The sequence below is a fragment of the Bacillus sp. AFS031507 genome (assembly GCF_002584635.1).
GTDB lineage: Bacteria > Bacillota > Bacilli > Bacillales > Cytobacillaceae > Neobacillus.
This window is the reverse complement of the sequence record NZ_NUOW01000002.1, coordinates 46955-63358: the sequence shown is the minus strand read 5'-3', so window position 1 is coordinate 63358 and position 16404 is coordinate 46955. Positions and strand designations below refer to the sequence as shown.

10 protein-coding genes are annotated in these 16404 nt (G+C 39.5%); 8 read left to right on the top strand and 2 right to left on the bottom strand.

Going from position 1 to position 16404, the window contains the following annotated elements; all coding sequences use genetic code 11:
- Positions 1-76: 76 nt before the first annotated feature.
- The 5 genes from COE25_RS02250 (at position 77) to nagA (ending at position 9696) form a co-directional block, all read left to right on the top strand.
- Entirely contained in the window at positions 77-2653 is a 2577-nt protein-coding gene (locus tag COE25_RS02250; protein ID WP_098930666.1) for a glycoside hydrolase family 2 protein, read from the top strand.
- A gap of 12 nt (positions 2654-2665) precedes the next feature.
- Complete coding sequence (locus tag COE25_RS02245; protein WP_218964314.1) at positions 2666-5812, top strand: alpha-mannosidase; 3147 nt, start codon at positions 2666-2668, stop codon at positions 5810-5812.
- A gap of 80 nt (positions 5813-5892) precedes the next feature.
- Positions 5893-7362, top strand: coding sequence for an alpha-glucosidase/alpha-galactosidase (gene melA / locus COE25_RS02240; RefSeq protein WP_098930662.1), 1470 nt, complete (start codon positions 5893-5895; stop codon positions 7360-7362).
- Positions 7363-7383: 21 nt separating this feature from the next.
- A complete protein-coding gene (locus COE25_RS02235; protein WP_098930660.1) occupies positions 7384-8484 on the top strand; it encodes a GNAT family N-acetyltransferase in 1101 nt (366 codons plus the stop codon).
- 57 nt (positions 8485-8541) lie between these two features.
- Positions 8542-9696 (top strand): N-acetylglucosamine-6-phosphate deacetylase, encoded by a 1155-nt coding sequence (gene nagA, locus COE25_RS02230; protein ID WP_098930658.1) that lies wholly within the window; start codon positions 8542-8544, stop codon positions 9694-9696.
- Between the two features lie 59 nt (positions 9697-9755).
- On the opposite strand, the gene COE25_RS02225 is transcribed toward nagA, so the two are convergent.
- Together COE25_RS02225 and COE25_RS02220 are read right to left on the bottom strand one after the other, a co-directional pair.
- Positions 9756-10550, bottom strand: a complete 795-nt coding sequence (locus COE25_RS02225; RefSeq protein WP_098930656.1) for a sugar phosphate isomerase/epimerase family protein — start codon at positions 10548-10550, stop codon at positions 9756-9758.
- Complete coding sequence (locus COE25_RS02220; protein WP_180247399.1) at positions 10547-11635, bottom strand: Gfo/Idh/MocA family protein; 1089 nt, start codon at positions 11633-11635, stop codon at positions 10547-10549. The genes COE25_RS02225 and COE25_RS02220 overlap by 4 nt, the downstream gene beginning before the upstream one ends.
- 131 nt (positions 11636-11766) lie before the next feature.
- Between COE25_RS02220 and COE25_RS02215 the strand changes: the two genes are divergently transcribed.
- From COE25_RS02215 to COE25_RS02205, 3 genes are all read left to right on the top strand, one after another.
- Positions 11767-12627, top strand: coding sequence for an AraC family transcriptional regulator (locus tag COE25_RS02215; protein ID WP_098930652.1), 861 nt, complete (start codon positions 11767-11769; stop codon positions 12625-12627).
- A gap of 190 nt (positions 12628-12817) precedes the next feature.
- On the top strand, positions 12818-14587 hold the full coding sequence (locus COE25_RS02210) for an ABC transporter ATP-binding protein (protein WP_098930649.1): 1770 nt from the start codon (positions 12818-12820) through the stop codon (positions 14585-14587).
- Positions 14574-16355: an ABC transporter ATP-binding protein gene (locus COE25_RS02205; RefSeq protein WP_098930647.1), complete on the top strand. Its 1782-nt coding sequence runs from the start codon at positions 14574-14576 to the stop codon at positions 16353-16355. The genes COE25_RS02210 and COE25_RS02205 overlap by 14 nt, the downstream gene beginning before the upstream one ends.
- Positions 16356-16404 lie beyond the last annotated feature (49 nt).

Genomic DNA, 16404 nt, shown 5'->3' with positions numbered 1-16404 from the left:
CAGGAGTCAAAGTAGCTGAAACCGGAAGAGTTCTTCTGCCATGATTCCTAGCACTATTCCAAGGAGAGAAAATTAAATGGAAATTTCGCTTTCAAAAGGACCATGGTTTTTGAAAGGATATTGGCCATGGGTACCGTTAAAAGATAAAAGTATGGAAACGGGAAAAAAGTTAATTGGAACAACGGATTGGATTCCTGCAACGGTTCCTGGGGGAGTCCACTATGACTTGTACAGAGCAGGTCTCATTGAACATCCGTATTATGAAATGAACAGCTTAAAGTGTGAATGGATTGAAAATCGTTGGTGGATGTACAAAACTACTTTTGAAAAGCCAAAAGAAACAGGGGAAAAATTTGAGCTTGTTTTTAAAGGTATAGACTACGAAGCTCTTTTTTATTTAAATGGAATTTTTTTAGGCGAGCATAAAGGAATGTTTCATCCTGCCAAATTTGATATTTCATCCTACATATCTGAAAGTGAGAAATTTGAGTTGATCGTTGTGTTTAAACACCCCCCGGATGAAATCGGCCAGATTGGAAAAACCTCAAACACATTTACTCAAAAGAGTCGATTCAATTATAAGTGGGACTTTTCAACACGGCTTGTCAATATTGGTTTTTGGGACGAAATTAACCTAATCATTCATCAAAAGGCAATGATTGGTAATGTTTCGCTCGTAACGGATGTTACGGAGGGGCTTGGGGTGATAAACCTTTCAGCCGAGATTGAATATAACAAGTGTGATTCTGACTTATTATTTCTAGAGGTGATGGGTTATGATCCGAAAGGTGATCAAGCCTTCAGAAAAGAAGTACCTTTACAAATAGGGGAGGGGCGGAGTGATCTGCGATTAACAATCGTTGACCCTGAATTATGGTTTCCAAACGGACATGGAGAACAGCCGCTTTATACCCTTCTAATACGGATTAAGGATGAAAATACGATTTTCAATCAAAAGCAATATCAAGTGGGAATTCGCAAACTTTCCTACGTCAAGAACGATAATAGTCCAAAAGATGCTTTGCCATATACAGTTGTCATTAATGGTAAAAGAATTTATATAAAAGGGTTTAATATTACCCCGTTAGACCATCTGTATGGAAATGTAACAAGGGAGCATTATGAGTTCTTAATTAAAAAGGTAAAAAGAGCAAATGGAAACATGGTTCGTGTCTGGGGCGGAGGAATTATTGAGAAAGAAATATTCTACGACCTATGTGACAAACACGGCATAATGGTTTGGCAGGAATTTATCCAATCTAGTTCTGGAATTGATAATATCCCTTCAAAACGTCCTGAATTTCTAGATTTGTTAAAAAGGACAGCGATTACTGCCATAAAAGAAAAGCGAAATCATGTTTCTTTAACATTATGGAGCGGTGGAAATGAGCTGATGGATGAAAATTTTAAACCATCAACGTATGTAGATGAAAATATCGCCCTCTTAAAAAAGCTTGTCGAGACATACGATCCAGCGCGATTCTTCTTACCCACTTCGGCATCGGGACCCGTGGAATTTGTAACTGAGAAAAAGGGTATTAGTCATGATATCCATGGACATTGGCAATATGCTGGAAACCCAGCCCATTATAAACTATTTGGGGAGTCAGATTCGTTATTTCATAGTGAATTTGGTACGGATGGGGTGAGTTCCCTAAAAAGTTTAAGGAAATTTTTGAGTGAAGAAAACCTTTACCCAACCACCATGTCCGACCATATCGTGTGGCGTCATCATGGTGAATGGTGGGGAACATATAACCGGGATCAAGAAATATTCGGTCCTATTCATGATATTTCACTATTTGTTGATTGCAGTCAATGGATGCAAGCAGAAGGACTACGATACATTTTAGAAGCAAATCGAAGAAGAGAGTTTCAGAATAGCGGCAGTTTAATATGGCAATTAAATGAACCATGGCCAAATGCTTCATGCACAAATTTGGTCGATTATTATGGAGAAGAAAAAATGGCCTTTCATTGGGCTCGAAAATCTTTTGCCCCTATTCATGTATCGCTCGATTACAGGAGCCTAAATTATAAAATCGGAGATTCATTTAAAGCACCCGTTTTTATTCATGGAAATGGTGAAAGTAAACAGGTGGTAGTAAGGAGTGAAATAATTACAACCAAAGGGTCGTTATTAAAGGAAGAAACCGTGAAATTTGAAATGGTTCCATTTAAAGCATGCAAGCTCTCCGAAATAGAGTTTACTGTTTCAAAAGAACATGGAGAATTATTTTTCATTCGCTTGCAACTCCTCGAAAATGAAAAGGTTTTCCATGAAAATGTCTATACGTTTTCAACAAAGGAAGAAACTATATATTCACCTTCCTTAACATTACCTGATTCTAGGTTAACGGTTAAGTCAACTACTCAATGGAATAAGGTTGGCTCAGAATGGAATCGAGTGTATTGTGTAACGAATGCTGGAGAAGATGTCGCCCTTCATATTCATCCAATTGAAGAAACAAATGGCTTTTGGATGGAAGCTGATGATAGTTTTGTCACGTTATTTCCAGGAGAGTCAAAAAACTTTACCATTCATTGCGCTCCTAAAACAGCAGGTGGATTCTTAAAAGAAGATCAAATAAATAGACAAGAGCCAATTATTCGATTCAATCAATTTGCACAAGGACTAAAAGCCACTTACTAGGGAGTGTTTAAGTTGTATTTTACAGTTGAAAAAATTGAGAAAAATTTAACAGAATTGAAGAATTATATTTACAAAGGAACGAAAGATATCCCAGCTTTTCAATATAAAGAATGGGAATTTGGTGAAGAGGATAAATACGCCTATACACCTGATTTTGATGACCGAAACTGGAAAAACTTCCAGATAGGTGAGTCCTGGGGCGGCTATGATAAATCTGCTTGGTTCAGAACAACGGTTTCAATACCAGAAGAGTGGAAGAATGAACGATTAGTATTACACTTTTTAGTTGGCCCTCGTGACGGCGGGGGATCAACGGCAGAATCATTATTATACGTTAATGGCACTCCATTACAAGGCATTGATGTATGGCATGAAGAAGCATGGCTGCCGCCAGAGTTTCTGCAAAATGATCAGATTCGCATTGCCATAAAAGCTTGGAGCGGTGTATTAAATCCACCTGACCGCCGAAGATTTAAAACAGCAAGGCTTGCTTGTGTGGATGTACCAACCGAAAAATACTACTATTTAGCTCACACACTAGCAAATACAGTAAAAGTTCTTGATGAAAATGACTTAAGAAGAACAAAGATGCTTCAATTATTAAATGAATCTATTTTAAAAATTGATTTCTTAAAACCCGGTTCAGAATTCTTTTATCAATCCATCCATGAAGCTTATGAATTCCTAAAATCAAAGGTCGATCAATTAGGTGAAATGGATGAATTAAAACCATTAGTAACTGCACTTGGCCATTCACATATTGACATGGCATGGTTATGGCGTTTAGTTCATTCCCGTGAAAAAGCCTCGCGGACATTTTCAACGGTATTACATTTAATGCGCCAATATCCTGATTACAGATACATCCATACATCCCCGCAATTATACAAATATTTAAAAGAAGACTATCCTGAAATATTTGAGAAAGTAAAAGACAAGATAGCATCTGGTGAATGGGAAATTACGGGTGGAATGTGGATTGAGCCTGACACAAATGTCCCAAATGGAGAGTCGTTAATTCGCCAAATCCAGTTTGGAAAACGGTTTATGAAAGAAGAGTTTGGAGTGGATACAAGGGTTGTGTGGCTTCCAGATGTGTTTGGATATTCATGGGCACTGCCGCAAATTATGAAAAAGAGTGGAATTGACTCTTTCATGACTACAAAAATTAGTTGGAGCCAATATAATCGATTCCCATTTGATACGTTTAATTGGCGCGGCATCGATGGAACCGAAATGTTCACGCATTTTATTACGACTCCTGAAGAGGGAGCAAAGCAGTACACATATAACGGCATGGTTGAACCGGCCAGTGTGAAAGGGATTTGGGATGCCTACCAGCAGAAGGAAGTAAATGATGAGCTATTACTTGCTTTTGGCTGGGGTGATGGCGGAGGCGGACCAACAAAAGACATGATTGAATCGGCTGAGGCCATGAAAAATCTACCGGGGCTTCCAAGAGTCCAAATGGATAAGGCAGAACCCTATTTTGAACGGTTAAGAGACCGTGTGAAAGATAAAACCTTACCAGTTTGGGATGGGGAATTATATTTAGAGTACCACCGGGGGACCTATACATCTCAAGCAGCGTTAAAACGGGCAAATCGTAAAGCGGAATTTATCTATCATAATGCTGAATGGCTCAGTGTGCTGTCTGATCAATTAACAGTTCAGTCAAATTATCCACATGCTACTTTAAATGAAGGCTGGGAAATGTTACTCCTTAATCAATTCCATGACATCTTGCCGGGTTCATCGATTCGCCAAGTAAATGAGGATGCACGCAGGGATTATGCTGCTGTGCAAAATATTGGAGAAAAGGTTATTAATGAAGCAAAAAGTTCCATTGAACAAAACATTCAAATGGAGCAGGACGGTATAGTTGTTTACAATTCACTTTCATATCAACGGGACGGTTTCATAGAAGTGCCTGTGTCGCCAATTTTTACGGAGACAACCACCATTGTTGATGAAGTTGGAAATACTTTACCAGCACAAGTAATCCAAGCTGAGAATAGCCCAAAGGTGTTAATTCAAGCTAAAAACGTACCTGCATTAGGATATAAAACATTTAAACTAAGTAAAAGTTCAGTTTCAGAGTCCGGATTTGTTGTGAAGAAGGATTATATCGAAAATGATTTTTATCAAATTCGTTTCAATGAAAAAGGTCAGATTACTTCTTTGTTTGATAAGCGTTTTGCCAGAGAAGTCCTTGCTAAAGGGGCAAGGGGGAACGTCCTTCAGACATTTGAAGATAAACCGATGAATTTTGATGCTTGGGATATTGACCTCTATTACCAAGAAAAAATGCGCGAGGTTGATCGTTTAGCATCAGTAGAGGTGCATGAAGAAGGGCCAATTCGCGGAAGCTTAAAATTCACCTGGGAATTCTATGATTCTACCATCACACAATATATCAGCGTTTATAAAAATTCACCAAGAATTGATTTCCGCACGGTGGTGGATTGGCAGGAGAAACAGACCTTATTAAAAGTCGCGTTCCCTGTTAATATTCGTTCAACAAAAGCAACCTATGATATCCAGTTTGGGAATATAGAACGTCCAACTCATTGGAACACAAGCTGGGATCATGCTCGCTTTGAAGTGGTGGGCCATAAATGGGTAGACCTTTCCGAAGGGAACTTTGGGGTGAGTTTATTAAATGACTGTAAATATGGTCACGATGTCAAAGACAATGTTTTACGCTTAACATTAATCAAATCTGCAATTAGCCCTGACGAGACAGCTGATCGAGGCATTCATGAATTTACGTATAGCTTAGTGCCGCATAAAGGGGACTGGCGCGAGGGAAATATTGTTAAAGAAGCCTACAATTTAAATGTTCCATTATTAGCAGGTGAACTTAAAGCTAATCAGAATGGAAGCTTACCAGCAACAAATCAATTTGCAGAAATTGATAATGATAATGTTCTATTAGAAACGGTCAAAAAAGCAGAAGACGATGATGCGGTCCTTGTCCGTTTCTATGAATACAAGCACTATAGAAATCAAACAAATGTCTCCTTTGCAAAACCAATTAAGAAAGCGGTCGAATGCAACTTAATTGAAGAAGAAGAAAAGGAAGCAGACTATCAGAATCAGACCCTATCTTTCTCTGTCTCTCCTTATGAAATTAAGACATTTAAAATCTGGTTCTAACTATAAATATAGAATAGCTAACACCATAAAATGCTTTTATGGTGTTAGTATCTAGAAAAAATAATGGAGGCAATCGATCGATGTTGAAAATTGCAATGATTGGTGCTGGTAGTATTGGTTTCACTCGAAGATTGATGATGGATATTCTAGCCGTGAAAGAATTCCAAGATACAGAATTTCATTTTATGGATATTAACAAAGAAAACCTCGAAATGGTAACAAACTTGTGTCAACAGATGATTCAATTGAACAAACTTCCAGCAAAGATTATCGCAACCATGGATCGTAAAGAAGCATTAAAAGGTGTTGATTATGTGTTTTGTACCGTCCGTGTAGGTGGATTGGAAGCATTTAAACAGGATGTAGACATTCCTTTGAAATATGGGGTAGACCAGTGTGTAGGGGATACCTTAGGACCAGGTGGAGTCTTTTTCGCATTACGTACGATACCAGTGTTACTGGAACTTGCAAATGATATGCGTGAAGTTTGTCCAAACGCCCTTCTATTTAACTACTCAAACCCAATGGCAATGAATACTTGGGCTTTGAGACGTGCAGGGGGTATTCGGGTTGTAGGATTATGCCATGGAGTACAAGGTGGACACCGCCAAATCGCTAGCGCCCTAGGACTGCCTAAGGAAGAAGTTGATTTTGTATGTGCTGGAATTAACCATCAAACCTGGTATATAGAAGTTAAACATAAAGGCAAGGATATGCTCCCTTATCTGCTAGAGTCTTTTGAAAAACATCCTCAATTATCGAAAACCGAACCATGCCGCATAGACGTATTGAAACGGTTTGGCTATTACTCCACAGAATCGAATGGACATTTAAGTGAGTATTTACCTTGGTATCGAAAGCGAAAAAATGAATTAGACCGTTGGATTTATTCCGAGGATTGGATTGGTGGATTAACAGCAGGCTATCTTGACCATTGTCTAAAGAAGAACGACGATTATCGGGTAATGTATCCAAAATGGTTAAGTGGAGAAGTGGAGTATATTCAACTTGGTAATCGCTCAGAAGAGCATGGTTCCTATATTATTGAGGCTTTAGAAACAGGCCGCCAATATCGTGGGCATTTTAATATTGAAAATAAAGGTTTAATTAGGAATCTCCCAAACGGATGTACAATCGAAATTCCATGTTATGTGGATCGCACAGGCATCCATCCAACATACATTGGTGATTTACCTTTGCAATGTGCAGCTACATGTCGGGCAAGTATTAGCGTGCAAGAAATGGCGGTAGAGGCAGCGTTAACGGGAAACCGTGAACTGGTAAAGCTTGCTATTCTACATGATCCCTTAACTGCCGCTGTTTGTAACCCAGAGGAAGTGTGGAGGATGGAAGACGAAATGTTTGAAGCTCTTGCTCCTTGGTTACCACAATTTAATGGAGAGGGAAAGACATGGAAGGATATCCCGCAGTCTGGGAATGGATTAACACCATCGCAAAAACATGCTGATCATTGGTTACCACCAGCATTAAAAGGGGATATTCGGTACTCAGAAAATGAAAGTTTGCAGGTAGGGAATAATGATAACTGATAAAGGGGCAACAATAATAGAATGGAAAGCAAGAAGATAGAAGTTAGATTACTAAAATCAGAATTCGAGTACGCACAAGCAATCCGATTAGCGGATAAAGTATTCCGAGATGAGGAGCATAAATCGATGGGGGAAGCCTTCCCCCAAGTATTTTCACGTGAACTTAATCAATCATATGGTGTATTCATAAAAAATGAATTGGTCTCCTATATTGGGTTAGTGCCCTCAGTAATCCATCTAGGTGATGCAGAGATTCAAGCCTATTCAATTGGTGCTGTTTGTACCGATCTAGACCATCGTAAAAAAGGCTTTGCCAGTATACTTTTAGATAGGGTGTTTACTCATGTTCAGAGCGCTGATGCGTCAATTTTATTTGTATCTGGAAGTTTACCCATGTACATAAAAGCTGGCTGTTCTTTCTACGGAAAATTATATAAATACGAAATAAATAAGGGAGATTTACTAGAGACTGAATGCTACTTAGTTAGGGAATTATCTCCGTTCGATTGGTTTTATTTACGAAAATTACTTCAGGCTCGTCCTGTTTATTTTGAACAAAGTATTTATGATTTTTCCGTCCTATATAAAGCAGCAGGATTTGCTAGTATTCATAAAATGAAACACAAGATAGTAGTTGCTGAATCTGAAAATGCAATAAAGGGATTTGTAGTTTTGGCGGTTCCTAATTCTTCGTTAGGTTCTGGTGATCAGCTAGCGCGGGTCATTGAATGGGGCGGGGAACCGCAAGCGATCCAAACCATTTTAGTGAATTCTTTCCAGTGTGGAATAAAATCACTAAAATGTTCATTTCCTATACATGAAAAAGAGATTAACAAATTACTAAACTCTTTAGAAAAAACAGATGCTCCGTACCCAGGGACGATTAAAATTACTAACCTGGATTTGTTGTTAAAACAAGCAGAGCCTTTCTTCCATGGAAAAGTCAAAATAGTAGATGATGATAACAGCAGCAAAAAACTAATTTTTAATCAAAAGTCAATCATCTTAGATAACGTTTCCTTAGAAAAGTTAATCCTTCAAGGAGATCCCAATCTAGACGGTTATTTAAACGATATTTTTCCCATACCGCTTCCATTCCCTGAAGGCTTAAATTATGTATAGATATTGAAAGAAGTAAAAATGAGTAATATTAAACCATAAAAAAGGGGGGAGTAAATCATGGATACTATTTTAATTCGTAACTTTCGTTTCTTATCCGATGCTGAACCGAAGCTTCGATGCCTCCTTATTCGGAATGGACAAATAGAATCAGTCCATAATGATGAGGAATCCTTTGTCATTAAAGCTGATACCGTTATCGATGGAGATGGGCAAATCCTTATCCCTGGAATGATCGATGTACATATACATGGAGCAGAAGGGTTTGACATGATGGACGGCACCATCCAAAGTGTGGAAGCCGTTTCCAGAGCCTGCGCTCGAACAGGATGTACGTCGTTCTTAGCTACATCTGTATCATCCACATTAGATGACCTTCTAAAAATGATTAACAATGTAAAAGAGGTAGCAGGTAAAGAACCTGGGGCTCAGCTAATTGGCCTCCACATAGAAGGGCCATATCTAAATGTGAAACGTAAAGGGATGCAAAACGAGCGCTATTTGAGGCATCCTGATCTGGATGAAATGAAATCGATTATAGAGACTTCCGGTTCGCTCCTCAAAATGGTGACATTGGCACCAGAGTTACCTGGTGGTCTTGAAATGATCCGTTTTTTAAAGGAAAAAGGAATCATTCCTGCGATTGCTCATTCTGACGCAACCTACGAAGAGGCAAAACTAGCATTTCAAAGTGGTGCCAGCCATGTTACCCATTGTTTTAATGGAATGCGGCCCATTCATCACCGTGACCCGGGGGTGGTCATAGCAGCATTTGAGGAAAGCTCGGTTAGTGTACAAGCCATAGTGGATGATGTCCATCTTCATCCAGCGATTGTAAGACTGATCTATCGGGAAAAGGGACCAGATAAAATGGTCCTCATTACAGATGCTCTTCAGGCGATGGGCATGGGTGATGGAACCTATTTATTCGGCGGTCATAAAGTTAAGGTAAGTCACGGGGTTGCTAAATTAAGTGACGGTACACTTGCATCAAGCACCGTCACAATGAATGAAGCATTAGAGAAAGCAGTTAAGTCGGGAATTCCTTTAAAAGACGCTGTTATGATGGCAACACAGTCACCGGCAGATTTACTGGGCATGTCTAATAAAGGCAGGATTGAACCCGGCGCCGACGCTGATTTAGTTCTGATGAATGACCAATTCGAGGTTTTGTGGACAATTGTAAATGGAAAGATAGTATATAATCGGACCTAAGATATGGGTTTCTCGACACTAAAGGCATGAATCCATCTAAATGGATTCATGCCTTTAATTTAAGAAAGAAAACTCCGTAAATAGTTTATTGATCGTTGAACATCCTCACCCATCGTCCGACAAGGCTGAATACTTTCAGGATGCCATAGTTCGAGGGCCAGCCAGCCGTTATAGTTAATTGACGCGGCTGATGCCATAAGGGCGGAGAAATCAATATCTCCTTCAAGCAGGTCTTCGGATGGCACGTTCCCATGTTGGTTACGTAAATGAAAGGCGTGAATTCGATCAGGATAGGTATTAACCCACTCAATCGGATTGCACCCAGATACATGGGCCCAACTGGTATCAACGCAAAGTCCTACAGAATGATCTGCATATTGGATGACCGATCGCAGGTCTCCTAAGGCATGGTGGTTGTCAGCGGCGTGATTATGCAAGCAAACCTTTAACCCCATTGGGGCAACAAGTTCAGAAATACGAGATAAGTTTTCTCCTTGCTGCTTAAACTGATCCTCCGACTTGGCAATGACATGTTTCCAATTGATTGGATCAGCATTTAACAGCAAATCAGAACCTTCAGCTGCGGCTAACCGTTCAGCAAATGGCAGCACAGATTGCTCCACTTCAAGATCGTTGAATGGAACATGTAAAGGGAGACCAATATAGGAGGCTGAGACGGCCAATCCATAGGAACGTGCTATTTTAAGTTTTTCTGTATCCGCATCGATCTCGACAGCATCTAGACCAGCTTCTGCGCAGGCCCGGAATAGTTCCTCCCATTCAGGTTTTTTGCCGTCTCTTTTCCAACGCTCAGCCCAGCCATACATGTTTGAGGAAAATCCTTGAATGTTCAAATAATTACCCCCTTCTGAACGAGGTCGATCGTTTGTTTTTCACTCATTTTCGCGGCAATATATAGAGATGTTAGGCAGTGAAAGTTATTTAAAACTTGTTGATTGACGTTTGCATGTGATTCGATTCCTCTTACTTTCCGATAAAAGTGAACAAGAGGGTTATCAAAAATGGTGAACTCACTCCGTGGACCAGTTTCAACCTGCTCTTCAACAATTTGTCCCTGCTTATCGTATCGTCTAAAGACAGGCTGGCGTGAATCAAAGGGAGTCCATCTAACTGAGCCTAGTGTCCCTTCGATTTCCGCCTTTACGTACTCCTCACCGTGAGCACATGAAGCACGTTCGTAATGAACATGGACCGGATGGTTATCGCAGATGTACGTCATGGATGCCCCAACATGTGTTTCAACATCAAATGGTGTATCGGTGGGGTCAATTTCTGTAATCGGTTTAGCCATCCAAGCAGAATTTACTTCTATTACATTCGGATTAAGTATGTCGTTCAACGTGGCAAAGTCGTAAGGCCCCCAATCCATTAGGACACCTCCGCCGCTTTGGGTTGAATCAAGGAACCAGCGGCTGGCAGGTTGATACTCAATCCCGGAACGACTTCGTTCCCATTTGTTTACAAAGGTAACATGATAAATGTCCCCAAGACGGCCAGAGCGAATGACTTCTTTGACTGCTTCCATGTGCAGCATACCTTTAAAACGGACGCTGCAGCATCCTAATAACCGATGATGCTTTTCCGCGAGCTGAACCATCTCTTCGGCTTGTGACAAATTCATAGCAAGAGGTTTCTCGCATAGGACATGACGACCAGACTCGAGTGCCAACTTTGTTGGATCTAAATGTGCCAATGGGGGGGTACTGACGATTACGATATCATCCTCTTTTGCTGTTTCAAAATTGAGCATTTCTCCAATATCATTAAAACCAATGGCATCAGGGAACTGATTACAAAAAGCAGCTAGTGCATTAGGATTCGTATCGGCCACTCTCAATTTAATCGGTTCTGAAAGTTTACTAGCTGCTTCTGCATGTGTACGGCCGATAACGCCCGCACCAATTATATATAGTCTCAAAATTCTCACCTCTGTTATCAATAATAGTTAAACTCTACCACATTCAAAAAATTAGATTCTCCTCAAAATAAGATTAAAACTCATCATTTTGTACAATGGAAAATTTGATAAAATAGATTAGGGGTGAAAAAATGTACGTAGAACATTTACATTTGCAGCGATCGTTTGCATTTTGCCGAGTCTGGGGCTCAGATGAAGAGCATGATTTGCATGTTCATGATTGTTTAGAAATTGGAATTGTGCTTAAAAACGAGCTGGAATATAGGTTCAATGATCATACCTACCTCGGCTGGCCAGGAGATGTGTTCCTGTGCCGTCCTTTTGAGCCGCATTGGAGTTTTTCTAAGCCTGATAAACCGTTTGAATGTATTCTAGTTCTGTTCACACCCTCTGCTGTACATAAAATTCCAGATGGAAATCAGTTGCTTAAGCCCTTCTATACTGCGCAAGGTTTACAGCCTTTAATACCTGCTCACACGATTTACGCAAAAGCAATAAGAAAGGCTGCGACTTTAGCGATGGAAGCTCAGGAGCAAATGACAGATACTTGGACGACTCATCAATTCATGTATTTTATTGATATTTTGTTACAGGTGAATCAATTTGTTAAAGAAACCTCTTCTACGAATAACCTTAAGTTACCACCTTCTGAAATAGTTGAAGCCGTGGGATACATGCTTGATCATTACCACGAGCCTTTAGATATCGAAAAACTGTCGTGGCAGGTAGGGTTGGGGAGAACGATGTTTTTTAAAGAGTTCCGTCTGTTGACAGGACTGACTCCTAATGAGTTTCTCAACCGATTGCGGATACAAAGTGCAAGTGATTTACTTCGTTCTACGAATAAAAGTATGATCGATCTCGCCTTTGCAAGCGGATTTCAGTCATTAAGTGCCTTCAACAAACAATTTAAAAGGTATACGGGGTTATCTCCACGTGAGTATCGAAAAAAGAATGGGAAATATGTAAATGAAAATAACAACTATGACTAGAGCAGTTTTAAAAATGGAGTATCTTTTTTAGATATTCCATTTTTAATTTTAAAGAATATTACACGATAATTTGGATTGAAACTTCTACACCTACAATCGGCCTATTATTCTTTTGTCCATACATATAAGAGAAGTAACGATAATAATATGTATTTATGTTTAATGCAGATTGGGAAGGAGGAAGTAGATCATGCGAAGCATAAGTTGGTTGTGGGGGTATATAAGGAGCTTTAGGATCAGATTATTTAGCGGCCTTTTTCTGGCCTTACTGGTTTCTGTATTAAATATGCTGAATCCATATTTTGCAGGAAAAATTGTCGATAAGGTTATCTATGGTCATCAAGATGGTTTGTTATGGCCTGTTTTGGGGGCCATGATTGGGATAACCGTGGTCAAAACGGTTATACGATATAATTATCAACTAATCTTCGAACGGGTTTCACAAAGTGTTATATTCAAAATTAGAGATCAGTTGTATGATCGGCTTCACCAATTAGATTTTAGTTTTTTTGATCGCACAAAAACAGGAGATATTATGGCTCGGATGACCGGTGATCTGGAAGCAGTTAGGCATTTTACCTCCTGGGTTATTTATATGATCTTTGAAAATCTTACCATTTTAATTTTTGCTATTGGGTTTATGTTCTATATCCATCCCCCGTTAGCTTTAGCTATGCTTGTGGTGACACCACTTATTGGTTATTTTGCTGCTTGTTTATCCTTTACTGTCAAACCCACTTTTTCTGCAATCAGAGGACAATTTGCAAGGTTAAATTCAGTCGTGCAGGAAAACATTAGCGGAAATCGAGTGGTAAAGGCTTTTGCAAAGGAAGACTACGAAATTGAGAAGTTTTCAGGAGAAAATGAGGCATTCAAGGAAAAGAATCTTGCCTCCGCAAGAGTTTGGGAAAAGTATTTACCAGTGCTCGATTCATTAGCAGGAGTATTAACAGTTGTGATGATCTTAGTTGGAGGCAGTATGGTAATTAATCGTTCTCTTTCATTGGGTGAATTAGTCACGTTTAATTCTTTAATTTGGGCATTAAATAATCCGATGCGTATGGCTGGATGGTTAATCAATGATGTTCAAAGGTTTATTGCTTCAGCTGAAAAAGTAGAAGATTTGTTAAATACAAGACCTGAGATAACCAATGAAGTAAAAAGCTTCAATGTGAAACACTTCAAGGGGGTAGTGGATTTCAATAATGTTTCCTTTAGTTATGGTGACGAACCTGTTTTGAAGGATATCTGCTTTAAAGTCCTGCCGGGACAAACGGTGGGCATTATCGGACCAACTGGTGCAGGTAAATCAACATTAGTAAATCTTCTCAGCAGATTTTATGATGTGACCAGCGGGGGGATAAGGTTGGATGGACTCAATGTAAAGGATTGGGATATTCATAAATTGAGAGATAGTATGGCCATGGTTATGCAGGATATATTTCTTTTTTCGGATACCATTGAAGGAAATATTGCGTATGGGAATCCAGAGGCATCCTTTGAAGTAGTTCAATCTGCGGCCAAAATGGCAGAGGCCCACGATTTTATTTCCAAGCTTCCAGATGGTTACGATACCATTATTGGAGAACGAGGAGTAGGTCTTTCAGGAGGTCAACGTCAAAGGATTGCTCTAGCACGGGCGATTCTAAAAAATCCATCCATTCTTATCCTAGACGATACAACATCAGCTGTTGATATGGAAACGGAACTGAGAATCCAACGAACATTAAAGTCGATGTTAAAGGAGAAAACCTGTTTTATTATTGCCCATCGGATTTCTTCAGTAAAAGAGGCAGATTTAATTCTGGTCATGGAAAATGGCACGATTATTGAAAGAGGAAAGCATAAAGAGCTGCTTGCAAAAAAAGGATATTACTATAAAGTGTTTAGAAACCAAAATGGGAATTTTGATGGTCAGCACGATGGTGAGGATGTGATCTATCTCAATGGCGCGCAATAAATATGATGTCGATGAAGAGTTGGAATCACCATTCAGTTTTATTCATCTTAAGCGGATGTTGGTTTATTTAAAACCCTACAGAAAAAAAATACTTTTTACTGTTTTTATCATGTTAATTGCCAGTGGCGCAAACTTAATCGGGCCCTATTTGATTAAAAAAGCTATTGATGAGGAGATTCCTAGCAAAGATGTTGGAGGTTTATGGGTTCTTGCCGGAATTTACTTAATCGCCCTCGTTATTACCGGGATTTGTATGAAATATAAGATTAGAATGATGTCTCAGATTGGCCAGAGTGTCATTCTCCAGATTAGAAAAGACTTGTTTACACATTTACAAAGGCTATCATTCTCATTTTATGACAGCAGGCCGCATGGGAAGATTTTAGTGAGAGTGGTCAACTATGTAAACTCCTTAAGTGATTTATTATCGAATGGCTTAATTAACTTGATTACGGACCTTTTCAGCCTTTTCGTTATTCTAGGTTTTATGTTAGCCATTGACGTAAAGTTAACTCTTATGGCAATGCTTGGTTTCCCAATTCTTGCTGCGGTCATCCTGCTTATTAAAAATGCCCAGCGGAAAGCATGGCAAAATTTAAGTAACAAGCAATCCAATATGAATGCATATATTCATGAAAGTATCAACGGCATCAAAGTGACCCAAGCATTTACGAGGGAAGAAGAAAATAAACGCATTTTTAGTAAAGTATCTGAAAGCTATCGAAGCTCGTGGATGAAGGCGGTACGAATTCAATTCTTGCTTTGGCCTTCGATTGAAAATATATCAGTCCTCACGACGTCTTTAATATATGTTGTCGGTATATCTCTTATTGGTGATGGTGTAACAGTTGGGGCTTTAGTTGCTTTTGTTGGGTATATAGGGATGTTTTGGGCACCAATTGCGAATATCGGGAATTTTTACAATGCAATCATTAATGCGACCGCATATTTGGAAAGAATTTTTGAAATGATGGATGAACAACCGACAGTAAAAAATTGCCCCAATGCTGGAGAACTTCCTTTAATCAAAGGAAAAGTGGAGTTTCAAGATGTTATTTTTGGATATGATGAAGGGGGAAACATCCTTAATAACATTAATTTCAGCGTAAATCCTGGTGAAACCATTGCTCTTGTCGGAGCAACAGGATCGGGGAAGACAACGATCGTCAGTTTGCTTAGCCGTTTTTACGAAGTGAGCAGAGGGCAAATTGAAATCGATGGTGTTGATATTAACTCGGTTACCATCCCATCCCTTAGGAAGCAAATGGGTGTCATGCTTCAAGACCCGTTTATTTTTTCTGGTACGATAATGGATAATATCCGTTATGGACGGCTTGATGCTACGGACGAAGAAGTGATTGAAGCGGCGAAAGCGGTGCAGGCTCATCCTTTTATTAGCGGGTTGTCAGATGGATATCAAACAGAGGTCAACGAAAGAGGTACAAGACTTTCGACTGGGCAAAGACAGCTGATCTCCTTTGCCCGTGCACTGTTAGCCAATCCGAAAATACTAATCCTCGATGAGGCTACCTCATCGATTGACACGGAAACCGAGCTTGCATTACAAAAGGGACTTGAGACTTTACTGGCGGGCAGAACATCCTTTATTATTGCTCATCGTCTTTCTACTATTCAAAATGCAACCCGTATTCTTGTTATTGATAAAGGTAGAATCATAGAGGATGGATCCCATAAAGAATTAATGAGTCGCAAGAGTTACTATTGGAAGCTGCATCAATCACAGCATAAATCTTTAGAAGTGGGATAAATAGTCAGATAAAGAGAACTGTACTTAAGATAGTGCAGTTCTCTTTTTT

Bases quoted from the DNA above. Each gene is read 5' to 3' on its own strand.
- COE25_RS02250 (WP_098930666.1), top strand. From the start codon at position 77: ATGGAAATTTCGCTTTCAAAAGGACCATGGTTTTTGAAAGGATATTGG.
- melA (WP_098930662.1), top strand. From the start codon at position 5,893: ATGTTGAAAATTGCAATGATTGGTGCTGGTAGTATTGGTTTCACTCGA.
- COE25_RS02235 (WP_098930660.1), top strand. From the start codon at position 7,384: ATGGAAAGCAAGAAGATAGAAGTTAGATTACTAAAATCAGAATTCGAG.
- nagA (WP_098930658.1), top strand. From the start codon at position 8,542: ATGGATACTATTTTAATTCGTAACTTTCGTTTCTTATCCGATGCTGAA.
- COE25_RS02215 (WP_098930652.1), top strand. From the start codon at position 11,767: ATGTACGTAGAACATTTACATTTGCAGCGATCGTTTGCATTTTGCCGA.
- COE25_RS02210 (WP_098930649.1), top strand. From the start codon at position 12,818: ATGCGAAGCATAAGTTGGTTGTGGGGGTATATAAGGAGCTTTAGGATC.
- COE25_RS02205 (WP_098930647.1), top strand. From the start codon at position 14,574: ATGGCGCGCAATAAATATGATGTCGATGAAGAGTTGGAATCACCATTC.